This is a genomic window from Achromobacter sp. KK8, from assembly GCF_054188005.1.
Window position 1 is genome coordinate 4388822 of sequence record NZ_CM135178.1, and the last position, 21851, is coordinate 4410672.

Consider the following 21851-nt stretch of genomic DNA (forward strand, 5'->3'; position numbering starts at 1 on the left):
GATGATGTAGGCAGAAACCAGGGCCGACACCACGCGCACCGCCAGGTCGCCGACCAAAGGCTTGCCCGTCCGGCCCCGCGCCGGCGGGCAGGGCGCCGCGCTCGCGGGCGCCGCCGGACCGGCGTGCCGATTTCCCCCATGTAGTCATTCGGGTACGTTGAAAAATGAATGTAGAAGCTCTCGATCTGCTTGCCACGTCCGTTTTCCTGGTCAACGAACGCGGTCATATCGAATACGCCAATGCGGCCGCCGAGGATCTTTTCGGCCGTTCCCGCAAGCAGCTGCGCGGCCATTCCGCCGCCACGCTGTTCGACAATCCTGAGAACATCCAGTCGTCCATCGACCGCGCCGCCGCTGGCAGGTATGCCGACGTCCGGCAACTGGCATCGCTGCGCCGCGCCGCTGAATCGGTGGAAGTGGCGGTGACCACGGTGGGACTGAGCGGCCAGCCCTGGCCCGCATTGATCGAGACCCGCGAGATCGAGCAGCGCGTGCTGGCCGACCGCAATCACCGCCTGGTCGACGAGATCGAGGCGCATCGTGAGCTGCTGCGCAACCTCGCGCATGAAGTCAAGAATCCCCTGGGCGGCTTGCGCGGCGCCGCGCAACTGCTGGAAGCCGAGCTGCCGAGCGCGGCGCTGGCCGAATACACCCAGGTCATCATTTCCGAAGCCGACCGCCTGCAGGCGCTGGTGGACCGCCTGAGCGGGCCGCAGCGCGTGCCGCTGAACGCGCGGCCGGTGAACATCCACGAGATCTGCGAGCGCGTCTGCGCGCTGATCCAGGCCGAATTCCGCAACGACGTCACGCTGGTGCGCGACTACGACGCCTCCATGCCCGACCTGAAGGGCGACGCCGCCCGCCTGATGCAGGCGGTGCTGAACGTGGCCCGCAACGCCGCGCAGGAACTGGTGGCGCGGCCGCAGGCGCCCGGGCTGGAGCCGGGCGTGGTCACGCTGCGCACGCGCGTCGCGCGGCAGGTCATGCTGGCGCACCGCCAGCACCGCCTGGCGCTGGAACTGTCCATCATCGACAACGGCCCCGGCGTGCCGGACCACATCCGCGACCGCATCTTCCACCCGCTGGTCACCGCTCGCGCCGGCGGGACCGGGCTGGGCCTGAGCCTGGCCCAGGATTTCGTGCAGCAGCACGGAGGCATCATCGAATTTGAATCCCGACCCGGGCGCACCGAGTTTCGCCTGGTCCTACCGATGGAGCCCGCACTCTGATGAAACCCGTATGGATCGTCGACGACGACCAGGCCATCCGCTGGGTCCTCGAAAAGGCCCTGGCCCGCGCCGGTGTCCCCACCCGTAGTTTTTCCCAGGCCGCCGACGTGCTCGAAGCGCTGTCGCACGAGACGCCCGTCGCCCTGGTTTCCGATATCCGCATGCCCGGCGGCAACGGCCTCGAACTGCTGCGCCAGCTCAAGGAACGCCATCCGGGCCTGCCGGTCATCGTCATGACCGCCTTCGCCGACCTGGACAGCACCGTGTCGGCCTTCCAGGGCGGGGCCTTCGACTACCTGGCCAAGCCCTTCGACGTGAACGAAGCGGTCGCGCTGATCCAGCGCGCCATGCAGGAATCGGCCCAGCCCGAGAGTCCCGAAGGGCAGGGCGAAGCCCAGAACAACGAGCGCTGGATGATGACGCAGTCCTCGTCCACCGCCATGCAGGAAGTGTTCCGCGCCATCGGCCGGCTGGCGCAGTCCAAGGTCACCGTGCTGATCACCGGCGAGTCCGGCACCGGCAAGGAGCTGGTGGCGCGCGCGCTGCACGGCCACGGCGTGCGCGCCAGCGGCCCGTTCGTGGCGCTGAACGCCGCCGCCATTCCGCGCGACCTGCTGGAAGCCGAACTGTTCGGCCATGAGCGTGGCGCCTTCACCGGCGCCAACACGCTGCGCCGCGGCCGCTTCGAAGAAGCCCACGGCGGCACGCTGTTCCTGGATGAAATCGGCGACATGCCGATCGAGCTGCAGACCCGCCTGCTGCGCGTGCTGGCCGAGGGCAGCTTCTATCGCGTCGGCGGCGCCCAGCCGGTGCGGGTCGACGTGCGCATCGTCGCCGCCACCCACCAGCCGCTGGAACAGCGGGTCGAGCAGGGCCTGTTCCGCGAAGACCTGTTCCACCGCCTGAACGTGATCCGCCTGCGCCTGCCGCCGCTGCGCGAGCGGGTCGAGGACATTCCCGCGCTCGCCCAGCATTTCCTGACGGCCAGCGCGCGCTCGCTGGGCGTGCCGGTCAAGCGGCTGACGCCCGAGGCGCTGGCGGTGCTGACCAAGTTCGATTTTCCCGGCAACGTGCGCCAGCTGGAGAACTTCTGCCACTGGCTCACCGTCATGGCCCCGGGCCAGACGGTCGAGCGCGCCGACCTGCCGCCCGAGATCCGCGCCATGGAACACGCGCCGGCCGCCGGCACGGTCTCGCCGCGCCCACCGGCCGGCGCCAGCGTCGCCGCCATCGGCACCGTGGTCCAGCACGCGCCGGCCGCCGCCATGGGCGACGACGCGCCGCGCAACTGGCAGGACTCGCTGCTGCGCGACGCCCAGTACCGCCTGGAACGCGGCGAACCCGCCGTCATGGCGACCCTGACGCGCCAGTTCGAGAAAATCCTGCTGCAAAGCGCCCTGGACGCCAGCCGCGGCCGCCGCGTCGAAGCCGCCTCGCGGTTGGGCATTGGCCGCAACACCATCACCCGCAAGCTGCGCGAACTCGGCATCGAAGACGAGTAGGGCACATTTGCCTGGAACACGCGGGCGGCGCTGCGTCGCCCGCGTGGCCTCCTCTCGCGGAAACGACGCGCTCACGCCATGCCGAGCAGCCCTTCGCACAGGCGCGGCGACTTCAGCTTCTGCAGCCACCACTTCAACGCCTCGCCCGGCGCCTCCGCCCGCCACGCATACGCCACGTGCTCGGTCAGCGACATGCCCTCGTCGGTATCGCAGACCACCAGCACGCCCTGCGCCAGATAGGGCGCCGCCAGCGTCAGCGGCAGGTAGCCGCATCCCAATCCCCGGATCTGTGCCTCGATCTTGGCCTGCATCGTCGGCATCACCAGCGTCGGTTGCTCGGCCAGGATGCCGCGGGATTGAGGCGGCAGGTTGCGCGAGGTGTCGGCCACCACCACCGCGCAATAGCGCGTGATGTCGGCGCGGCTCAAGGGCTGCGGCGCCGACGCCAGCGGGTGATGCGCGGCCACGCAGAAGCCGAACTGGGCCTGGCCCATGGTCTGTGAGCGGTAGGGGCCGGTGGGCTCGCCCGCCGCGCCCGCGCCGATCACGAGGTCGGCGCGGTTCGAGGTCAGCGCGTCCCAGTTGCCGCTCAGCACTTCGGTCGAAAAGCGCAGCGTGGTCGCGCTGCCCAGCGCCTGGAACTCTTCAACCAGGTCGTACAGCGGCCGCCACGGCAGCACCGCGCTGACCGCGATGCGCAGTTCCACCTCCCAGCCGGTCGCGATGCGCTTGACCCTGCAGGCCAGATCGTCCAGCGACTGCAATACGTGGCGGCCATCCTTGAGCAGGGTCTCGCCGGCTGGCGTCAGCACGGCGCGGTGGCCGGATCGGTCGAACAGCAGCACGTCCAGCCCATCCTCCAGCTTGCGGATCGCGTAGGTCACGGCGGAGGGCACCTTGTCCAGCTCGCGCGCCGCCTTGGCGAAGCTGCCGTGGCGCGCGATCGCGTCCACCAGGACCAGCAATTCGGGGGTGATCGGCTGTTGCATGGGGACGGGCTCCGGAAAATGTCATTCAAATAATTTGAATGGTTTCTTCAAATCATAGCGTCAAACCGGCTGCCAAGTACGCGCACAATGTCATTCATGCCGGTTGCGCAGCGCTGTCTTCCCGACCAGAAAGCAGGGAAGCCAGCCACCGCGAAACCATTCACTTATTTGAAACAGGGAGTCCACTATGCTTACCATTCGCCGTAGCGCCGAACGCGGTCACGCCAACCACGGGTGGCTCGATTCGTTCCACACCTTCTCGTTCGCCAACTACTACGATCCGGCCCATATGGGTTTCGGCGCGCTGCGCGTGATCAACGATGACCGCATCGCCGCCGGCCGCGGCTTCGGCACCCACGGGCACCGCGACATGGAGATCATCACCTACGTGCTGGACGGCGCCATCGCGCACAAGGACAGCATGGGCAGCGGTTCCACCATCCAGCCCGGCAACGTGCAGCGGATGAGCGCCGGCCGCGGCGTGATGCACTCCGAGTTCAACCCGCGCGCCGACAAGGAAACGCACATGCTGCAGATCTGGATCGAGCCGAACGTCACCGGCATCGCGCCGGAGTACGAGGAAAAGGCGTTCAGCGACGCGCAAAAGCGCGGCCGCCTGCAAGCCCTGGTGTCGGGCGACGGCGTCGATGGTTCGATGATCATCCACCAGGACGCGCGGCTCTACGCCGGCCTGTTCAACGGCGACGAGTCGGCCACGCTGGAACTGGCCCCCGGCCGTCGTGCCTGGGTGCACGTGGCGCGCGGCAGCCTGACGGTCAATGGCGTCGCCCTGGCGGCCGGCGACGCGGTCGCCATCAGCGATGAAACGCGGGTGGTGCTGTCCGGCGGCGACAACGCCGAGGTGCTGGTGTTCGACCTGGCCTGACGGCCGGCGGCCGGGCGGACCAATGGTCCGCCCGGCCTGTTTTCGATGCGTGGCCGGTCCGCCGTCGGGCGATGGCGCGGCAGGCGGTTCAGCAAAGGCCCCCGGGGCCTTAACATGGTCCCAAGACGGCCAACCTACAGGAGCATTTCCATGTCCACCTTGTCCCAACCCGGCGATAGCCAGATCGAAACCGTGGTGGTGCCGCGCAGCAGCGATCTCGGCGGCTTCGAAGTCCGCCGCGCGCTGCCCTCGGCGCAGCGCCGCACCGTCGGCCCGTTCGTGTTCCTGGACCACATGGGCCCGGTCGAATTCGCCGCGGGCTCGGGCATTGACGTGCGCCCGCATCCGCACATCGGCCTGTCCACCGTGACCTACCTGTACGAAGGCTCGATGGTGCACCGCGATGGCGCCGGCAACACGCAGACCATCCTGCCGGGCGAAGTGAACTGGATGACGGCCGGCCGCGGCATCGTCCATTCCGAACGTTCCTCGCCCGAAAGCCGGCAGGCCGCGCAGCGCCTGACCGGATTGCAGATCTGGGTCGGCCTGCCCAAGGCGCACGAGGAAACCGATCCCGGCTTCACCCACTACGGCCTGGACGCCCAGCCCGTGGTCGAAGGCGAGGGCGTGCGCGCCCAGGTCGTGGCCGGCTCGCTGTTCGGCAAGACCTCGGCCGTCAAGACCCATTCGCCGCTGTTCTATGGCGACATGCAGTTGCGGGCCGGCGCCGTCACGGTGCTGCCCGCCGAACATGAAGAACGCGCCGCCTACCTGGCGGTCGGTTCGGTCGAGGTGGATGGGCAGGTGTTCGAAAGCGGCCGCCTGATCGTGTTCGCGCCGGGCCGCCCGGTACAGATCCGCGCCTGTACCGACGCGCGCTTCGCGGTGCTCGGCGGCGAGCCGCTGGAAGGCCCGCGCTTCATCTGGTGGAACTTCGTCTCCAGCAGCAAGGACCGCATCGAGCAGGCCAAGCAAGACTGGCAGCGCAACCGCTTCGGCCAGACCGTGCCGGGCGACGAGACCGAGTTCATCCCGCTGCCGCCGCCGCGGGCCTGACGTCGGCGGCCTGTCCGCTGTCCACGGGCTGGAACGCGGACCGCCATCCCCGACGGCGCGGCAGTATGATGCGCATCCCTAACGTGATAACAATCGGGATGGAGACATCATGCAACGTTTTACCCTGAACGCGCTGCGCGGCCTGGCCGCGCTGGCGCTGGTCCACGGCGCCGCCGTGGCGCAGGCCGCCGGCTATCCGGCCAAGCCCATCGTGTTCATCGTGCCGTACACCGCCGGCGGCACCACCGACCTGGTGGCGCGCGCCGCCGGCGCCAAGGTGGCCGAGAAACTGGGCCAGCCCGTCATCGTCGAGAACCGTCCCGGCGCGGGCGGCAACATCGGCATGGATGCGGTGGCCAAGGCCGCGCCGGACGGCTACACCATCGGCTTCGGCGCCATCTCCACCAATGCGCTCAATCCCTTCGTCTATCCGTCGATGCCGTTCGACCCGACCAAGGACTTCACCGGCATCAGCATGCTGGGCGCGTCCTCGGTGGTGCTGGAAACCGGCCCGTCGCTCAAGGCCGACAGCGTCAAGGACCTGGTGGCCTACGCCAGGCAGCATCCTGGCACCGCCTTCGGCACGCCTGGCACCGGCACCTCGATGCACCTGGCCGGCGTCATGTTCGACCAGCTCACCGGCGCCGGCATGCAGCACATACCCTACAAGGGCAGCGCGCAGGCGCTGAACGACCTGCTGGGCGGCCATCTGCCGATCATGTTCGACAATCTGCCGGCTTCGCTGCCGCACATCAAGTCGGGCAAGGTCCGCGCGCTGGCCGTCACCGGCAGCAAGCGCGCGCCGGCGCTGCCGGACGTGCCGACGCTGGCCGAACTGGGCTACGGCGGGGCGGTGGTGGACCCGTGGTTCGCGGTCTATGGCCCGGCCAGGATGCCGGCGGAAATCACCAACGCGTTGAGCGAAGCCTTCCAGGCCGCGCTGGCGATGCCGGACGTCAAGGACAAGCTTGAGCAAGCCGGCTTCATGCCCTATGGCTCGACGCCGGCGGAAGTGGAGCGCCTGACGCGCAGCCAATACGAGTCGTTCAAGGCGCTGTCGCAGAAGGTCAAGCTGTCGGCCGACTGATCGGCACGTCGTCGGCGCGTGCCGCGCGGTTGGCCGAACCGGTCGCAAGCGCTGACTGCGGGCGCGATCACCGCGTGTCGCGCCCTTGCCGCAGGCGCGGCGAACCGGCTGGAAGATCAGCGGCCGCGGGCGAACACCTGCTCGCGCTGTTCCACCAGCGCTTCACGGCGGATGAAGTCGCGCACGAAGTCGTCGGCCGGGTGGTGGTGCAGGTTGTAGGGCGTGTCCCATTGCGCGATGCGTCCGGCCGCCATGACGCCGATGCGGTCGGCGATGGCGAAGGCCTCGGCCTGGTTGTGCGTCACCAGGATGGCGGTGTGGCCCGTGGTCTTCAGGATCTCCCGCACCTCGAAGGCGAGGCGTTCGCGGGTGTCGACGTCCAGATTCGAGAACGGCTCGTCCAGCAGCAGCAGGTCGGGCGAGGGCGCCAGGGCCCGCGCCAGCGCCACGCGCTGCTGCTGGCCGCCGGAGATCTCGTGCGGATAACTGTTGGCGGCGTGCGCCAGGCCCACCAGGGCCAGCATCTCTTCGACGCGGCGCGCTCGCTCGGCGCGTTCCAGGCGGCGCAGGCCGAAGGCAACGTTTTGCGCCACCGACAGGTGCGGGAACAGCGCGTAGTCCTGGAACATCATGCCGACGCGGCGTTTTTCGGGGGCGACCTGTTCGGCGGGCGAGGAAATGACAGCGCCATCGAGCAGGATGCGGCCGGCGCGCACCGGTTCGAAGCCGGCGATGGCGCGCAGCACGGTGGTCTTGCCGCAGCCGGATTCGCCCAGCAGGCAGCCGATGTGGCCGGCGGGCAGGCCCAGCGTCAGGTCCTGCACCACGGGCCGCAGGCCCTTGGGGGTGTCGTAGGCCAGGGAGATGTGATCGAGTTCAAGCAGTTCGGGCACGATGTTCAATGTCCCATTTTCAGATTGGTGCGGGCCAGCAGGATGACGGGCAGCAGGCCGGCCAGCACGATCGCCAGCGCGGCGACCGCGCCTTCCTCGTAGGTGCCGCGGGCCGCTTCGGCATAGAGCCAGGTGGCGAGCGTGTCGAAATTCATGGGCCGCAGCAGCAGCGTGGCCGGCAATTCCTTCATGGCGTCCACGAACACCAGCAGCGCGCTGGCCGCCAGCGCCGGGCGCAGCAGCGGCAGGTGGACGCGGCGCAAGGTGCCCGCCGAGCTTTCGCCCAGCAGCCGAGAGGCCTGTTCCAGCGACGGCGGAATGCGCGCCAGGCCGGCTTCGAGCGCGCCGGTGGAGATGGCCAGGAAGCGGATGGCATAGGCGCACACCAGCGCCGCCATCGAACCCATCAGGAACAGGCCGCTGCCGCCGAAGACCTTGGCCACCGCGGTGTCGATCCAGACGAAGGGCGTGAGCAGGCCGATGGCCAGCACGGTGCCCGGCACGGCGTAGCCCAGGCTGGCGACGCGGGCGCAGGCGCGGCCCGGATTGAAGCCGGCGCTTTCGCGCAGCGTGCGGCCGGCCCAGGCCACGACCAGACCGCAGACCAGCGTGACGAGGGTGGCGCTGAACGCCACGATCAGCGTGTTGCCCAGTCCGTTGAGCAACTGGCTGGAAACGCCGCCCACCAGGTGCAGCCGCTTGTAGGTCTCGACGACCAGATACAGCGCCGGCGCGGCGAAGCCGACCACCACGGGAATCCAGCCCAGCACCGCCGCCAGCACGGCGGCCGCGCCGCGCAGCCGCCGCGGCTGCATCGGCCGCATGCGTTGCGTATTGGCGTAGCGCTGGCGCTTGCGGCCATGGCGCTCAAGCAGGATCAGGCCGATGACGATGGCCAGCATGGTCAGCGCGATCTGCGCCGCGCCGGCCAGATCGGAACGCGTGACCCAGGTGGTATAGACCGATACGGTCAGCGTCTGCACGCCCAGGAATTCCGAGGCGCCGATGTCGTTCAGGGTTTCCAGCAGCGCCAGGCTGACGCCCACCACGATGGCCGGCCGGGCCAGCGGCAGCGCCACCCGGAAGAACACGGCGTAGCGGCCGGCGCCCAGCGTGCGGGCCGCTTCCAGCAGGCTGGCCGCCTGCGTCATGAACATGACGCGGGTGCTCAGGTAGACATAGGGATACAGCACGAAGCCCAGCACGAAGATGGCGCCGTAGATCGAGCGCAGGTCCGGCAGCCGGAACTGGCGCGGGCTGTCGTAGCCCAGCAGCGCGCGGATGCCGCTCTGGATCGGGCCGATCGGATGCAGCAGGTCGAGATAGGCGAAGGCGATGATGTAGGTCGGCACCGCCAGCGGCAACAGCAGCGCCCAGGTCAAGGCGCGCCGCGAGGGGAATTCGTAGGCCGTCACAAGCCAGGCCGAACCGGTGCCCAGCAATGTCACCAGCACGCCGACGCCGGCCAGCAGCACGGCGGTGTTGGCCAGCGCCTGCGGTAGCACGTAGGTGGCCAGGTGCCGCCAGTGCGACAGATCGCCGCCCAGCGCCCACCAGACCAGGGTGAGCACCGGCGCCAGCACCGCCAGGCCGATCAGGGCGGCGCCGGCCAGCCAGCCGGCGCCGCGTTCAGCCCAGCGCAAACGCAGTGGCCGGGGCAGGGAATCTGTATGCATGCTTCAGAAGGTTTACTGCGGGGAAGACGCCGCGCGGGCGGCGCCTATAGTAGCGTCAAGGCCTGCCGTCGCCCGTCCGGGTGTTTTCCGGGCGAGCGAGGGCAGGCCTGAGTGCCGCGAGACGGCGCCCGTGGGCGCCGCCTGGCTGCGGTTTAGTTGTCGAAACCGACCTTGTCCACCAGCTCGCTGGCTTGCTTGCGGTACTTGGCGATCTCGGTCAGGGGCAGGGGATCGACCTTCAGTTCGCCGAAGCTGGCGATGACCGGGTCGAGCTTGACGCCCTTGCGCACCGGGTACTCGTAGTTGGCCTGCGCGTACAGCGCCTGCGCCGGCTCGGACACCAGGAAGTCGAGCAGCTTGATGGCGTTGGCCTTGTTGGGCGCATGGGCCGCCACGGCGGCGCCGCTGACGTTCACGTGGGTGCCACCGCTCTTCTCGTTGGCGAAGGTCGGGCGGACTACCTTGATGGCGTCGCCCCACTTGCGCGCGTCGGTGCCGGGTTCGGCGTTCTTCATGTGGCCGACATAATAGGCGTTGGCCAGGCCGATGTCGCAGATGCCGCCCAGGATGTCGCGGGCCACGTCGCGGTCGCCGCCGGCGGCCTTGCGGGCCAGGTTGGCCTTGACGCCGCGCAGCCACTTCTCGGTGGCCTCGGCGCCGTCATGGGCGATCATGGAGGCGACCATGGCGGTGTTGTAGGGATGCTGGCCCGAGCGGATGCAGACCTTGCCCTTCCATTTCGGGTCGGCCAGGTCCTCGTAGCGGAAGGATTCCAGCTTCAGGTCCTTTTCGACGTACAGCACGCGGTCGCGCAGCGACAGGGCGTACCATTTGCCATCGGCGCCGCGCAGGTTGGCGGGGATGACCGATTCCAGCGTCTGCGACTTGATCGACTGCGTCACGCCGCCGTCCACCAGGTCGAGCAGGTTGCCGATGTCGACGGTCATGAGGACGTCGGCGGGCGACTTGGCGCCCTCGGCCTTGACGCGTTCGAGCAGGCCGTCCTTGACGAAGACGGTGTTGACCTTGATGCCGCTTTCCTTGGTGAAGGCGTCCAGCAGCGGCTGGATCTGCTTCGGTTCCCGGGTGGTGTAGAGGCTGACTTCCTCGGCCGCGTGGGCCGGGACGGCGAAGGCGGCGGCGCCGGCCAGGGCCAGGGCGCGCAGCAGGGTGGTCATTTGGGGACGCTTGGACATAGGGACTCCGGCAAAGCGGTCTGCTAACGAAAATGATTATCAAGTCAGAGCGGGACGATAACAGGAAGTTTTATCGTATTCAACTCAATGTAAGACTGTGCATAAGACCCTTGATCCCCATCAATACGGCATAAGGGTATTACGGAATAATGAGAGCAATTATCATCAAGTCCCTGTAGAATAGGGACAACCCTAATGCCGGGCGCGTCTTTTGTGCGCCATGGCGAACCCCTCGCGGAACGAGCCGAGGCCGTTGCGGTTTCCCGTCGACCCCTGGTTCCGCCCTTACTAGATACGACATGGCTGCTTTCAATACCGAGCGCGTGCTGAGCGTGCACCACTGGAACGACACCCTGTTCTCCTTCACCACCACGCGTGACGCGGCCCTGCGGTTCCACAACGGCCACTTCGTCATGATCGGCCTGGAAGTCGAAGGCAAGCCGCTGCTGCGGGCGTACAGCATCGCCAGCGCCAATTACGAAGAGAACCTCGAATTCCTCAGCATCAAGGTGCAGAACGGTCCGCTGACCTCGCGCCTGCAGCATCTGAAGGAAGGCGACACCATCCTGGTCAGCCGCAAGCCGGTCGGCACGCTGGTGGTCGACGACCTCAAGCCCGGCAAGCACCTGTTCCTGTTCGGCACGGGAACGGGCCTGGCGCCCTTCATGAGCATCATCAAGGATCCGGACGTCTACGAACGCTTCGACAAGGTCATTCTGGTGCATGGCGTGCGCTGGGTCAGCGAGCTGGCCTACGCCGACTTCATCGAGAACGAACTGCCCAACAACGAGTTCTTCGGCGACGTGGTGCGCGAAAAGCTGGTCTATTACCCGACCGTCACGCGCGAGCCGTTCCGCAACCAGGGCCGCATCACCGAGCTGATGGAAAACGGCAAGCTGTGTGAAGACATCGGCATTCCCCAGATCAACCCCGAAACCGATCGCGCCATGATCTGCGGCAGCCCGCATATGCTGGCCGACATCAGCGCCATGCTGGACAAGCGCGGTTTCGTGGTGTCCCCGGGCGTCGGCCAGCCGGGCGACTACGTGGTCGAGCGCGCCTTCGTGGACAAATAAGGCGCGGTCCTTCCTTCGTGGCAAAAAAGCCCCGTTGCACATGCGACGGGGCTTTTTGTTTCCGGCGTTGCGATAAAGGCGGCAGCGCGGGCGCGCCGCCCCGGGGACGTCATTCGGGCTGGATGCCGGCCTTCTTGATGATGTCGCCCCACTTCTTCGACTCGGCCTGCTGGAACCGCGCCAGTTCCTCGGGCGTGGAACTGGCCGGGTCGGTGCCGGTCTGGGCATAGAACTGCTTGGCCGGAGCGCTCTGCGTGGCCTTGACCAGCAGCTCGTTCAGGCGCTTGACCACGTCCGGCGGGGTGCCGGCCGGCGCGTAGGCCGCGAACCAATAGCCCATCTCGTAGCCCGGCACGCCGGACTCGGCGATGGTGGGCACGTCCGGCGCCAGCGGCGAGCGCGCCTGGCCGGTCACGCCCAGGGCCCGCAGCTTGCCGGACTTGACCTGCGGCAGGCCCGTGGCGGTGTCGGTGATCATCATGTCGATCTGCCCGCCCAGCAGGTCGGTGACGGCCAGCGGGTTGCTCTTGTAGGGCACGTGCAGCAACTGCACGCCGGCCATTTGCTGCAGCAGTTCGCCGGCGATGCGGCTGCTGGAGCTGCCGCTGCCGAAGCTCAGCTTGCCGGGCGACTGGCGCGCCTGCGCCAGGAAGTCGCCCACCGACTTGGCGGCCGAGTTGGGGTTGACCACCATGATCTGGCCGCCCTTGCCGAGCAGCGAGATCGGCGCGTAGTCCTTGACCGGGTGGTAGGTCAGCGTCTTGTACAGATGCTCGTTGGCGGCGTGGGTGGTGTTGGTGGTGATCAGCACCGTGTAGCCGTCGGGCGCAGCGCGGGCCGCGGTGGCGGCGCCGATCATGGCGCTGGCGCCGGGCTTGTTCTCGATCACCACGGCCTGGCCGGTCTGCTCGGTGACGCCCTGGCCGATGGCGCGGCCGATCTGGTCGGTGGCGCTGCCGGCCGCGAACGGCACGATGAAGGTGATCGGCTTGGCGGGAAAGCCCGTCGCCGCCGTGCCCTGGGCCAGGGCCGTCAGCGGCAGGGCCGCCAGCAGCAGGGCCAGCCGGCCCTTGAGGGTAAAGCGCATGGTGTGTCTCCTGTCGTGTGTTGTGTGTTGTTGTGGTGGTGAGGGACTGCGGGGTCAGGCGGGGGCGGGGTGGTCGCCCGCGATGTCGGGCAGGCGGGCGGCCAGCGCGGGGCTGACCTGGACCGTCATGTCCAGCAGGCGGAAGGAAAGGCTTTTGCCGTGCGCGTCCAGGTTGAGCGCGTCGTTCACGCCGCCGTCCAGCACGCCTTCGAGCACGAAGTTCATGGCGTGCAGGGTCGGCAACAGGTAGCGGGTGACGCGGGCCGGTCGGCGATAGCCGAACCAGGCGGCCACGCGCGCTTCGGTGACCTGCTCGGCCAGCACCTCATAGCATTCGGGATCCCAGGCGATGAGGCTGAGGTTGGAGGTGTCGCCCTTGTCGCCGGAGCGGCTGTGGCCCAGGCGGTACAGGGGCACGGAGGTCAGGGCTGGGTTCATTGCGGGATCTCGTCCAGGAAGCGCCAGCCGCTGGTTACGGCCTCGCGGGGAATGGTGCAGGACACCATGTTCAGGCGCGGGCGCAGCGCGGTGCGCACGCCGCCGCCGCCGGCCGGGCCGCAGGTATAGAGCGCCGTGACCTCGCGCAGCACGCGTTCGGCGATGGCGCGCTCGGCGTGCTCGCCGGCGATGCGCAGGCGCACGTCGCGCGCCTGGCCGCCGGGATGGTCGTGGCGCAGGGCGCCCGCGTCGTTGTCCAGGATGCTGATGGCGCCGATGAGGTCGGCGCGCAGGCGCAGCGCCGATCCGAGACGCTTGTGCACGATGTCGGCGGCCAGCCGCGCGCGCGCTTCGGCCTGCACGCCGGCGTATGAAATTTCGGCCTCGGCCAGCCAGCCGCCGTGGTGGCAGACGTTGACCTTGAGTTCGGCCGGGCGCGCGTGGCCGGTGATGCCGCGCACGGCGACACGGTCGCGGCCCAGTTCCTCGACGCGCGCCTGGCTCAGGTCGGCGGTCACGTCGGGGGTCAGGTAGCGCGCGGGATCGTGCACCTCGTACAGCAGTTGTTCCTTGACCGTGCGGGCGTCCACCATGCCGCCGGTATCGGCGGCCTTGCCGATGACGAACTCGCCGTCGGCGTGGATCTCGGCGATGGGAAAGCCCGCGGCATGCACGTCCGGCACTTCCTTCAGGCCCGGCACGCAGAAGTAGCCGCCGGTGACCTGCAAGCCGCATTCGAGCATGTGGCCGGCCATGGTGGCGCGGCCCAGGCGCGGCCAGTCATCGTGGCGCCACCCGAAGTGGGCCAGCGCCGGACCCAGTGTCAGCGACGGGTCGGCGACGCGACCGGCGACGACGATCTGTGCGCCGGCGGCCAGCGCCTGCGCGATCTCGGTGGCGCCCAGGTAGGCCGTGGCGCTGACCACCTCGACCCCGTCCAGCGCCGCGCCCAGGCGCTGGCGCAGCAGGTCGCGCTGGTCTGGCGTGTCGAGGGCGTCGCCATGGATCACGGCGATGCGCGGCGCCGGCAAGCCCTGTTGCGCGGCCAGCTCGGCGATGCGGCGCGCGGCGCCGACCGGGTTGGCGGCGCCGAAGTTGCTGACGATGGCGATGCCGTGGCGCAGGCAGTCGGCCAGCACTGGCGCCACCAGCTCGTCCAGCAACGGCTCGAAGCCGCGGCGGGGGTCGGCATTGCGCGCCAGTTGCGCCAGCGCCAGGGTGCGCTCGGCCAGCGTTTCGAAGATCAGCGTGCCGCCGCCCCGGGCGGCCAGCGTATGCACCACGGCGGCGGCGCCGTCGCTGCGGTCGCCCGAGAAGCCGGAGGCGCAGCCGATGAGCAGGGGAGAGGAAGGCATAAAAGTCGCGTAGGGGAAGCCGGAGCCCACTATAGGCAGCGCCCGCTCATCCGTAAAATAGAAATATCGGATCAATTAATCCAGAAAAGCCATGAATCTATCCGCCCGGCAATTACGCGCTTTCGTGGCCCTGGCCGACGAAAGGCACTTCACCCGCGCCGCGCAGCGCTGCCACCTGACGCAGCCGGCCTTCAGCGCGTTGATCCGCCAGTTGGAAGACAGCGCTGGCCTGCGCCTGTTCGATCGCAATACCCGCAACGTGGAATTGACGGCGGAAGGGCGCGTGCTGGATGCCTCGGCGCGCCGCCTGCTGGCCGACATGGACCTGGTAATGGAAGACCTGCGCGACCACGCGGCCCGTCGCCGCGGCCGGGTGGCGCTGGCCGCGCTGCCGTCGCTGGCGGCGGGCTGGCTGCCGCCGCTGCTGGCGCGGTTCCGCGAGCAGCATCCGGGTATCGCGGTGGACCTGCGCGACGCCTTGCTCGATCCGTGCCTGGACATGGTGCGCGACGGCCAGGTGGATTTCGCGGTGGCGTCGAGGCGGCCGGACATGAGCGACCTGGACAGCGAGTTCCTGCACGCCGACCGCTATTTCCTGGTGTGCCGCGCCGACCATCCGCTGGCGGCGATGGCGCGGGTGCGGCTGCGCGACGTGGCGCGCCATGCGGTGATCCAGCTGGCGCGCAACAGCAGCGTGCGCAAGCATCTGGATGCGGCCTTCGGCGCCGATGCGCCGCCGCCGGTGTTCGAGGTCGAGCACCTGGCGACCGTCACGGGACTGGTGCGGGCCGGCCTGGGGGTGGCGGTGGTGCCGGCGATGACGCTGTTCCATTTCGGCGGGCCGGACCTGCGCATCGTGCCGCTGGCGGGCAAGGCGCTGCTGCGGCCGCTGTACCTGGTGTGGCGCCAGGGGCGCAGCCTGCCGCTGGCGGCCCAGGCGCTGTACGACCTGCTGTGGGCCAGCCGGGCGGAGATTGGCGCGGCGTTCCGATGACGGATTGCCCTTGCGCGCCGTGAAGTGTGGGTAACATGGAAGGCTCGGGTCGGCTCGCATGAGCCTTTCGCAAAACCCTATTGCCGATTAAAATCCGATAGTTGTAGCTATCCGTCACCAGAAGGATTCCGCCCATGAGCAAGCAAATCATCCATACCGACGCCGCGCCCGCCGCCGTCGGCCCTTACTCGCAAGCGGTTGCCGTCAGCGGCACCAAGACCGTCTACCTGTCGGGCCAGATCGGCCTCGAACCCGGCACCGGCGACCTGGTCTCCGAGAACTTTGATGCGCAGGTGCGCCAGGCGTTCGCCAACATGACCGCGGTGGTCGAGGCCGCCGGCGGCACGCTGGACCAGGTGGTCAAGCTGACGCTGTTCCTGACCGACCTGGGCAAGTTCACCGCCGCCAACGCCATCATGGCCGAGCTGATTCCGCAGCCGTTCCCGGCCCGTTCGACGGTGGGCGTGGCCAGCCTGCCCAAGGGCGCCCAGTTCGAGGTCGAGGCCATCCTGGTCCTGTAACGCCACCACGCGTTTTCCCAGGGGTTTCATCCCGATATGCCGGCCGCGGCCGTGGCTACCAAGCGATCCGGCGCCGATACCAAAGGCGCCGGCAAAGCCATGACGGATACGGAGCGCAAGCTGCGTAACCTGGGTCTGGTGCTGCCCGAGGACTTCGTGCTGCACCTGCCGCTGCGCTACGAGGACGAGACCCGGGTGATCCCGATCAGCCAGTTGCGCCCCGGCTTCGCCGGCCAGGTCGAAGGCGAGATCACCAAATCCGAAGTGCTCTACCGGCCGCGTCGCCAGCTCACCGCCACCTTGGCGGACGACAGCGGCGAACTGCAATTGCGCTGGTTGAATTTCTATCCCAGCCAGCAAAAGCAGGTCACGGTCGGCAAGCGGCTGCGCGCGCGCGGCGAAGTGCGCGGCGGCCTGTTCGGACGCGAGATGGTGCATCCGCGCCTGACCAATGCCGACGCGCCGCTGCCCACCGCCCTGACGCCGGTCTATCCCAGTACCGAGGGCCTGCCGCAGCTGACGCTGCGGCGCGCCATCGCCCAGGCGCTCGACCGCGCCGACCTGTCCGATACCCTGCCGCCGCAAGCGCTGGCGCGCTACGACCTGCCGCCGTTCGCGCCGGCTATCCGCGCGCTGCACACGCCGGCGCAGGGCGAATCCGAAGCGGCGCTGCTGGACCGGGTGCATCCGGCCTGGCGTCGCATCAAATTCGATGAGTTGCTGGCCCAGCAGCTGTCGCTGGCGGCGGCGCGCGCCGCGCGCCGGGTCAAGGAAGCCGAGGTGCTGCCCGTGCGCGACGAGCCGGGCGGCCTGGTGGACCGGCTGTACCAGGCGCTGCCGTTCAAGCTGACCGGCGCCCAGCAGCGCGTGGTGGCCGAGATTTCGGCGGATCTGGCGCGGCCGTACCCGATGCACCGCCTGCTGCAGGGCGACGTCGGCAGCGGCAAGACCGTGGTCGCCGCCATCGCCGCGGCCCAGGCCATCGCCGGCGGCGCGCAGGTGGCGTTGATGGCGCCTACCGAGATCCTGGCCGAACAGCATTTCCGCAAGCTGGTGTCGTGGCTGCAGCCGCTGGGCGTGAACGTCGCCTGGCTCAGCGGCAGCCTGACCGCCAAGGCGCGTCGCGAGGCCGCCGCCGCCGCGGCCGACGGCAGCGTGCAACTGGTGGTGGGCACGCAGGCGCTGATCCAGGACCATGTCGAATTCCAGCGCCTTGGCCTGTCGATCGTCGACGAGCAGCACCGCTTTGGCGTCGGCCAGCGACTGGCGCTGACGCGCAAGGGCGAGACGGTGCGCGGCCGCATCGTGCCGCATCAGCTCAACATGAGCGCCACGCCGATCCCGCGCACGCTGGCCATGACCTTTTTTGCCGACCTGGACGTGTCGGTGATCGACGAACTGCCGCCGGGGCGCACGCCGGTGCTGACCAAGCTGGTGTCGGACGCGCGCCGCGAGGAAGTCATCGCCCACATCGCGCAGGCCGCGCGCGGCGGACAGCAGGCGTATTGGGTCTGTCCGCTGGTCGAGGAAAGCGAAGCGCTGGAACTGCAGACCGCCGTCGATACCTACGAAGGCATGCGGGTGGACCTGCCGGACCTGCGCATCGGCCTGGTGCATGGGCGCCTGCCGCAGGCCGAGAAGGCGGCGGTGATGCAGGCGTTCCGCGAGGGCGAGATCGACCTGCTGGTGGCCACCACCGTGATCGAGGTCGGGGTGGACGTGCCCAATGCCTCGCTGATGGTCATCGAGCACGCCGAACGCTTCGGCCTGGCGCAACTGCACCAGTTGCGCGGCCGGGTGGGGCGGGGCACCGCCGAATCGGTCTGCGTGCTGCTCTACCAGACGCCGCTGTCGCAGGTGGCGCGCGAACGCCTGCGCGCCATGTTCGAAACCTCGGACGGTTTCGAGATTGCGCGCCGCGACCTGGAGCAGCGCGGCCCCGGCGAATTCCTGGGCACGCGCCAGTCGGGCATGGCGCTGCTGCGCTTTGCCGATCTGGAAACCGACGCCGAGATCGCCGAACAGGCGCGCGATGCCGCGGTCTGGCTGCGCGCCGAACATCCTGCCGCCGTCGAGGCGCACCTGGCCCGCTGGATGCGGGGCCGGGAAGACTTCCTGCGCACCTAGGCCCCAGCGGATGAATGCCACCATGACCTTCCCATTTTCCAGCGCCGCCCGCCGGGCGCGCGCTCAACTCCCGGGGGCGTAGTCCACCATGACTCTCACCGAACTGAAATACATCGTGGCCGTGGCGCGCGAGCGCCATTTCGGCCGGGCGGCCGAGGCCTGTTTCGTCAGCCAGCCCACGCTGTCGGTGGCGATCCGCAAGCTCGAGGACGAACTGGGCGTGACGCTGTTCGAGCGCGGCGGCGCCGAAGTGGGCGTCACGCCCATCGGCCAGCGCATCGTCGCCCAGGCCCAGAAGGTGCTGGAAGAGAGCGCCAGCATCAAGGAGATCGCGCGCCAGGGGCACGACCCGCTGGCCGGCCCGTTGCGGGTCGGAGTGATCCATACCATCGGCCCGTATCTGTTGCCGCGCCTGGTGCCGGTGCAGATCGGCCGCACTCCGCAGATGCCGCTGCTGCTGCAGGAGAACTTCACCGTGCGGCTGGTGGAGCTGCTGCGCCAGGGCGAGATCGATTGCGCCATCATGGCGTTGCCGCTGCCGGAAGCGGGGCTGGTGATGCAGCCGCTGTACGACGAGCCATTCGTGGTGGCGGTGCCGCAAGACCACGAGCTGGCGCAGCGCGAATCGATCGACGCGCAGGACCTGAAGCAGCAGACCATGCTGCTGCTGGGCAGCGGCCACTGTTTCCGCGACCAGGTGCTGGAGGTGTGTCCGGAACTGTCGCGCTTCTCGGCCGCCAGCGACGGCATCCAGCGCACCTTCGAGGGCTCTTCGCTGGAGACGATCCGCCACATGGTGGCCGCGGGCATCGGCGTGACGGTGCTGCCGGTGACGGCGGTGCCGGAGCAGCCGCCTTCCAACAGCCTGCTGCGCTACCTGCCGTTCGAGGGCCACGTGCCCGAGCGCCGCGTGGTGCTGGCCTGGCGCCGCAGCTTCCCGAGGCTGGCGGCGATCGAGGCGCTGGCCCAGGCGGTGTACGAATGCGAGCTGCCGGGCGTGCGGATGCTGTCGGACGAAGCCGCGGCCGTGCAGGATTGAAATTGCGAGCGCGTTTGCGCTCGATCAAGCCGCCTCGCGCCGGCCGGCGTTTGGGCCGGATTGTCGCAATCGCGGTGTTATCCTCGTTTTGTCTACCAACCCCACAGGGAGCTAGCAATGGCAAAGTCCTCCAAGAAGACCCCCAGCGTTCCGCGCATCAACATCGGCATTTCGGACAAGGACCGCGCCGCCGTCGCCGGTGAACTGTCCAAGCTGCTGGCCGACTCGTACACCTTGTACCTGATGACGCACAACTTCCACTGGAACGTCACGGGGCCCATGTTCAACACGCTGCACTTGATGTTCATGACCCAGTACACCGAGTCGTGGAACGCGCTGGACAGCATCGCCGAACGCATCCGCGCGCTGGGCCACTACGCCCCGGGCACGTATCGCGAATACGCCAAGCTGTCGTCCATCGCCGAGCCCGAGTCCGTGCCGGAAGCCCTGGAGATGGTGCGCCTGCTGGTCAACGCCAACGAATCGGTCGCCAAGACCGCCCGCGCCGCCTTCGAGAAGGCCGATGCCGCCAATGACCAGCCCACCGCCGACCTGCTGACCCAGCGCCTGGACGTGCACGAAAAGAACGCCTGGATGCTGCGCAGCCTGCTGCAATAGGCCGGGCGGCGCCTGGCCGGCGCCAGCGGCATGCCAAGCCCCCGGGGACCTTGCGGTTCCCGGGGGCTTTTTCATGCGGCCGCGCTCCGGTTTCCCGCCGGGACGCCGGGCGCATTATCCGGAAGGCGGGGCGGGTATATGCGCGGATCGGCGGCCACCCTTTTGGCGCACTTGTTCGAATGTGTAATCCACCGGCCTGTCATCGGTGGAAGTCATTTCAATATCAGGACAGATTTCCGGGTACGCCACTCGCGGGCGCATATGCCACGGCCTTTGAAAATGGTCAATCGGCGTGAGTATTTTCGATTCCCTTCTAGCACGATATTTTTTGGAAATTCGGACGCTATCCGTGACTTGAAGTTGCAATAAAGACATTTATCCCAGGGCGCTTACTGCTGCTCCCGAACGAATGCTCATTCCTTGCAGTTTTATTAAGCCAAGATAAGAAAACGACTTTATATATTTGCTAACAAGACAAACGATCTCATTCATTTCAAATTGTGTTGGAAAAGAGATTATTTCAGGGATTTCCCCACGTTTATTACGACCTCGGCGACTTATTTCCATAGCATCGAAAACTTTTAGAAAAAAATTTGCTGTCTGCCCGGCCTACGATTCGTTGGCTCGCTACCCGACCGTATGACGGGGTATCGAGATGTAATCAATTTTGAGCAACGCGTCCACCCCGGGCAGGCAAATGCGATGCGATTCCGCATCGATTCAGTAATGCCCGGGTGTCGGTTTCTAGTGTCTTCGACACGACGAAAACAGTGAGGTCCCCCGTGGTAAAGAGAATCGCAGTGTGCGGTCTAGGATATGTCGGCCTGCCCGTGGCCGTGGCATTTTCCAGGCGTTTTGATGTCGTCGGCTTTGATGTGGACAAGCGGCGGATCACGAGCCTGAAAGAGGGTGAGGACTGGACCGGCGAGATCGAGCGTGATGCATTGCTGGCTTCCCCCATGCAGTTCACCGACCAGGTGAGCGAATTGGAAGGGTGCGATTTCTTCGTCGTGGCCGTGCCGACGCCGGTCGACGAGAAAAACAATCCTGATTTTTCCCTGCTGGTGCGCGCCTGCCGGTCGATCGGCCCGGTGCTGCGTCCCGGCTGCATCGTGGTTTTCGAATCCACCGTGCACCCCGGCGCGACCGAGGAAATCTGCGGTCCGGAGCTGGAAAAGGCATCGGGCCTGCGCTGCGGCGTCGATTTCAAGCTCGGCTATAGCCCCGAACGGATCAATCCGGGCGATCGCGAGCATCCGCTGGAGAAGATCGTCAAGATCGTGTCCGGCCAGGACGAGGAATCGCTGGAGATTATCGCGGGCGTCTACGAGCAGATCATCGACGCGGGCGTGCATCGCGCCTCTTCCATCAAGGTGGCCGAGGCCGCCAAGGTGCTCGAAAACACGCAGCGCGACATCAACATCGCGCTGATGAACGAGATGTCGAAGATCTGCGACCTGGTCGGCATCCGCACCGCCGAGGTGCTGGCAGCGGCGGGCACCAAGTGGAACTTCCTCAAGTTCACGCCCGGCCTGGTCGGCGGCCACTGCATCGGCGTGGATCCCTACTACCTGACGTCCAAGGCGCAGGAGCTGGGCTACCACCCCGAGGTCATCCTGTCGGGCCGCCGCATCAACGACGGCATGGCGGGCCACGTGGCCTCGCGCGTGGTGCAGACCCTGGCGCGCAATGGTCGCCTGAACGCCTCGACCCGGGTCGGCATCCTCGGCATGACGTTCAAGGAAAACGTGCCGGACATCCGCAATTCGAAGGTGGTCGATCTGTATCGCGCGCTGGGCGACTACGGCATCACGCCGGTGGCCTGCGACCCGATGGTCGACGTGGAACAGATGCGCCATGAGTACGGCATCAGCCTGGTGGAGCGCGACCAGTTCCGCGACATGGACGTGCTGATCCTGGCCGTGCCGCACCGCGAAACCATGGACACCATCTGGGAAGACCTGCCGCAACTGGTCAAGGCCGGCGGCATGGTGTGCGACCTGAAGTCGGTGCTGGACAGCCGCCGGCTTCAGTCCGACCTGTTGTACTGGACGCTCTGAGTCCAGGCCCGCCGCAACCCAT

General features: G+C 67.8%; 19 protein-coding genes. 12 read left to right on the plus strand and 7 right to left on the minus strand.

Annotated elements, in window-relative coordinates; translation table 11 throughout:
- Window positions 1-164: 164 nt before the first annotated feature.
- Both glnL and ntrC read left to right on the plus strand, forming a co-directional pair.
- The gene (gene glnL, locus ACVN9Z_RS20390) at window positions 165-1229 is read left to right on the plus strand and encodes a nitrogen regulation protein NR(II) (RefSeq protein WP_006388232.1); all 1065 of its coding nucleotides are present in this window, start codon (window positions 165-167) and stop codon (window positions 1227-1229) included.
- The gene (gene ntrC, locus ACVN9Z_RS20395) at window positions 1229-2731 is read left to right on the plus strand and encodes a nitrogen regulation protein NR(I) (protein WP_026383525.1); all 1503 of its coding nucleotides are present in this window, start codon (window positions 1229-1231) and stop codon (window positions 2729-2731) included. The genes glnL and ntrC overlap by 1 nt, the downstream gene beginning before the upstream one ends.
- 71 nt (window positions 2732-2802) lie before the next feature.
- Here the strand turns inward: ntrC and ACVN9Z_RS20400 are convergent, their stop codons facing one another.
- Window positions 2803-3720 carry a LysR family transcriptional regulator gene (locus ACVN9Z_RS20400; RefSeq protein ID WP_006388234.1) on the minus strand — a complete coding sequence of 306 codons (918 nt, stop codon included), beginning with the start codon at window positions 3718-3720 and terminating at the stop codon, window positions 2803-2805.
- A 187-nt stretch (window positions 3721-3907) separates the two neighbouring features.
- Between ACVN9Z_RS20400 and ACVN9Z_RS20405 the strand changes: the two genes are divergently transcribed.
- The 3 genes from ACVN9Z_RS20405 to ACVN9Z_RS20415 all read left to right on the plus strand — a co-directional run bounded on the left by ACVN9Z_RS20405 (window position 3908) and on the right by ACVN9Z_RS20415 (window position 6749).
- Window positions 3908-4606 carry a pirin family protein gene (locus ACVN9Z_RS20405; RefSeq protein ID WP_150100371.1) on the plus strand — a complete coding sequence of 233 codons (699 nt, stop codon included), beginning with the start codon at window positions 3908-3910 and terminating at the stop codon, window positions 4604-4606.
- Window positions 4607-4756: 150 nt separating this feature from the next.
- A complete protein-coding gene (locus ACVN9Z_RS20410; protein WP_006388236.1) occupies window positions 4757-5662 on the plus strand; it encodes a pirin family protein in 906 nt (301 codons plus the stop codon).
- Between the two features lie 109 nt (window positions 5663-5771).
- Window positions 5772-6749 carry a Bug family tripartite tricarboxylate transporter substrate binding protein gene (locus ACVN9Z_RS20415; protein WP_458212561.1) on the plus strand — a complete coding sequence of 326 codons (978 nt, stop codon included), beginning with the start codon at window positions 5772-5774 and terminating at the stop codon, window positions 6747-6749.
- A 116-nt stretch (window positions 6750-6865) separates the two neighbouring features.
- Here the strand turns inward: ACVN9Z_RS20415 and ACVN9Z_RS20420 are convergent, their stop codons facing one another.
- The 3 genes from ACVN9Z_RS20420 to ACVN9Z_RS20430 all read right to left on the minus strand — a co-directional run bounded on the left by ACVN9Z_RS20420 (window position 6866) and on the right by ACVN9Z_RS20430 (window position 10514).
- On the minus strand, window positions 6866-7642 hold the full coding sequence (locus ACVN9Z_RS20420; protein WP_026383520.1) for an ABC transporter ATP-binding protein: 777 nt from the start codon (window positions 7640-7642) through the stop codon (window positions 6866-6868).
- A 5-nt stretch (window positions 7643-7647) separates the two neighbouring features.
- Complete coding sequence (locus ACVN9Z_RS20425) at window positions 7648-9318, minus strand: ABC transporter permease (RefSeq protein ID WP_458212562.1); 1671 nt, start codon at window positions 9316-9318, stop codon at window positions 7648-7650.
- Between the two features lie 152 nt (window positions 9319-9470).
- Entirely contained in the window at window positions 9471-10514 is a 1044-nt protein-coding gene (locus tag ACVN9Z_RS20430) for a Fe(3+) ABC transporter substrate-binding protein (RefSeq protein ID WP_458212563.1), read from the minus strand.
- A 299-nt stretch (window positions 10515-10813) separates the two neighbouring features.
- Here ACVN9Z_RS20430 and ACVN9Z_RS20435 point away from each other — a divergent pair, with 299 nt between their 5' ends.
- The gene (locus tag ACVN9Z_RS20435; protein ID WP_006388241.1) at window positions 10814-11590 is read left to right on the plus strand and encodes a ferredoxin--NADP reductase; all 777 of its coding nucleotides are present in this window, start codon (window positions 10814-10816) and stop codon (window positions 11588-11590) included.
- A 109-nt stretch (window positions 11591-11699) separates the two neighbouring features.
- Here ACVN9Z_RS20435 and ACVN9Z_RS20440 read toward each other — a convergent pair whose 3' ends face one another.
- The 3 genes from ACVN9Z_RS20440 to ACVN9Z_RS20450 are packed head-to-tail and all read right to left on the minus strand — an operon-like array spanning window position 11700 to window position 14470.
- Window positions 11700-12677 (minus strand): Bug family tripartite tricarboxylate transporter substrate binding protein, encoded by a 978-nt coding sequence (locus ACVN9Z_RS20440; RefSeq protein WP_054438456.1) that lies wholly within the window; start codon window positions 12675-12677, stop codon window positions 11700-11702.
- Between the two features lie 54 nt (window positions 12678-12731).
- A complete protein-coding gene (locus ACVN9Z_RS20445) occupies window positions 12732-13115 on the minus strand; it encodes an AtuA-related protein (RefSeq protein WP_006388243.1) in 384 nt (127 codons plus the stop codon).
- On the minus strand, window positions 13112-14470 hold the full coding sequence (locus ACVN9Z_RS20450) for an acyclic terpene utilization AtuA family protein (RefSeq protein ID WP_054513980.1): 1359 nt from the start codon (window positions 14468-14470) through the stop codon (window positions 13112-13114). The genes ACVN9Z_RS20445 and ACVN9Z_RS20450 overlap by 4 nt, the downstream gene beginning before the upstream one ends.
- Before the next feature lie 91 nt (window positions 14471-14561).
- Between ACVN9Z_RS20450 and ACVN9Z_RS20455 the strand changes: the two genes are divergently transcribed.
- From ACVN9Z_RS20455 to ACVN9Z_RS20480, 6 genes are all read left to right on the plus strand, one after another.
- Window positions 14562-15464 (plus strand): LysR family transcriptional regulator, encoded by a 903-nt coding sequence (locus ACVN9Z_RS20455; RefSeq protein ID WP_024068766.1) that lies wholly within the window; start codon window positions 14562-14564, stop codon window positions 15462-15464.
- Window positions 15465-15598: 134 nt separating this feature from the next.
- On the plus strand, window positions 15599-15985 hold the full coding sequence (locus ACVN9Z_RS20460) for a Rid family detoxifying hydrolase (RefSeq protein WP_006386425.1): 387 nt from the start codon (window positions 15599-15601) through the stop codon (window positions 15983-15985).
- Between the two features lie 36 nt (window positions 15986-16021).
- Complete coding sequence (gene recG / locus ACVN9Z_RS20465; RefSeq protein ID WP_006386426.1) at window positions 16022-18112, plus strand: ATP-dependent DNA helicase RecG; 2091 nt, start codon at window positions 16022-16024, stop codon at window positions 18110-18112.
- An 88-nt stretch (window positions 18113-18200) separates the two neighbouring features.
- Window positions 18201-19151 carry a LysR substrate-binding domain-containing protein gene (locus ACVN9Z_RS20470; RefSeq protein ID WP_006386427.1) on the plus strand — a complete coding sequence of 317 codons (951 nt, stop codon included), beginning with the start codon at window positions 18201-18203 and terminating at the stop codon, window positions 19149-19151.
- A 117-nt stretch (window positions 19152-19268) separates the two neighbouring features.
- Complete coding sequence (locus ACVN9Z_RS20475; protein WP_006386428.1) at window positions 19269-19769, plus strand: Dps family protein; 501 nt, start codon at window positions 19269-19271, stop codon at window positions 19767-19769.
- Window positions 19770-20569: 800 nt separating this feature from the next.
- Window positions 20570-21829 (plus strand): nucleotide sugar dehydrogenase, encoded by a 1260-nt coding sequence (locus ACVN9Z_RS20480; RefSeq protein ID WP_080981506.1) that lies wholly within the window; start codon window positions 20570-20572, stop codon window positions 21827-21829.
- The last annotated feature ends 22 nt before the right edge of the window (window positions 21830-21851 follow it).

What these genes read in the sequence shown, in the direction of transcription:
- glnL (WP_006388232.1), top strand. Translation starts at nt 165, where the DNA reads ATGAATGTAGAAGCTCTCGATCTGCTTGCCACGTCCGTTTTCCTGGTC.
- ntrC (WP_026383525.1), top strand. Translation starts at nt 1,229, where the DNA reads ATGAAACCCGTATGGATCGTCGACGACGACCAGGCCATCCGCTGGGTC.
- ACVN9Z_RS20400 (WP_006388234.1), bottom strand. Translation starts at nt 3,720, where the DNA reads ATGCAACAGCCGATCACCCCCGAATTGCTGGTCCTGGTGGACGCGATC.
- ACVN9Z_RS20405 (WP_150100371.1), top strand. Translation starts at nt 3,908, where the DNA reads ATGCTTACCATTCGCCGTAGCGCCGAACGCGGTCACGCCAACCACGGG.
- ACVN9Z_RS20410 (WP_006388236.1), top strand. Translation starts at nt 4,757, where the DNA reads ATGTCCACCTTGTCCCAACCCGGCGATAGCCAGATCGAAACCGTGGTG.
- ACVN9Z_RS20415 (WP_458212561.1), top strand. Translation starts at nt 5,772, where the DNA reads ATGCAACGTTTTACCCTGAACGCGCTGCGCGGCCTGGCCGCGCTGGCG.
- ACVN9Z_RS20425 (WP_458212562.1), bottom strand. Translation starts at nt 9,318, where the DNA reads ATGCATACAGATTCCCTGCCCCGGCCACTGCGTTTGCGCTGGGCTGAA.
- ACVN9Z_RS20430 (WP_458212563.1), bottom strand. Translation starts at nt 10,514, where the DNA reads ATGTCCAAGCGTCCCCAAATGACCACCCTGCTGCGCGCCCTGGCCCTG.
- ACVN9Z_RS20435 (WP_006388241.1), top strand. Translation starts at nt 10,814, where the DNA reads ATGGCTGCTTTCAATACCGAGCGCGTGCTGAGCGTGCACCACTGGAAC.
- ACVN9Z_RS20440 (WP_054438456.1), bottom strand. Translation starts at nt 12,677, where the DNA reads ATGCGCTTTACCCTCAAGGGCCGGCTGGCCCTGCTGCTGGCGGCCCTG.
- ACVN9Z_RS20445 (WP_006388243.1), bottom strand. Translation starts at nt 13,115, where the DNA reads ATGAACCCAGCCCTGACCTCCGTGCCCCTGTACCGCCTGGGCCACAGC.
- ACVN9Z_RS20450 (WP_054513980.1), bottom strand. Translation starts at nt 14,470, where the DNA reads ATGCCTTCCTCTCCCCTGCTCATCGGCTGCGCCTCCGGCTTCTCGGGC.
- ACVN9Z_RS20455 (WP_024068766.1), top strand. Translation starts at nt 14,562, where the DNA reads ATGAATCTATCCGCCCGGCAATTACGCGCTTTCGTGGCCCTGGCCGAC.
- ACVN9Z_RS20460 (WP_006386425.1), top strand. Translation starts at nt 15,599, where the DNA reads ATGAGCAAGCAAATCATCCATACCGACGCCGCGCCCGCCGCCGTCGGC.
- recG (WP_006386426.1), top strand. Translation starts at nt 16,022, where the DNA reads ATGCCGGCCGCGGCCGTGGCTACCAAGCGATCCGGCGCCGATACCAAA.
- ACVN9Z_RS20470 (WP_006386427.1), top strand. Translation starts at nt 18,201, where the DNA reads ATGACTCTCACCGAACTGAAATACATCGTGGCCGTGGCGCGCGAGCGC.
- ACVN9Z_RS20475 (WP_006386428.1), top strand. Translation starts at nt 19,269, where the DNA reads ATGGCAAAGTCCTCCAAGAAGACCCCCAGCGTTCCGCGCATCAACATC.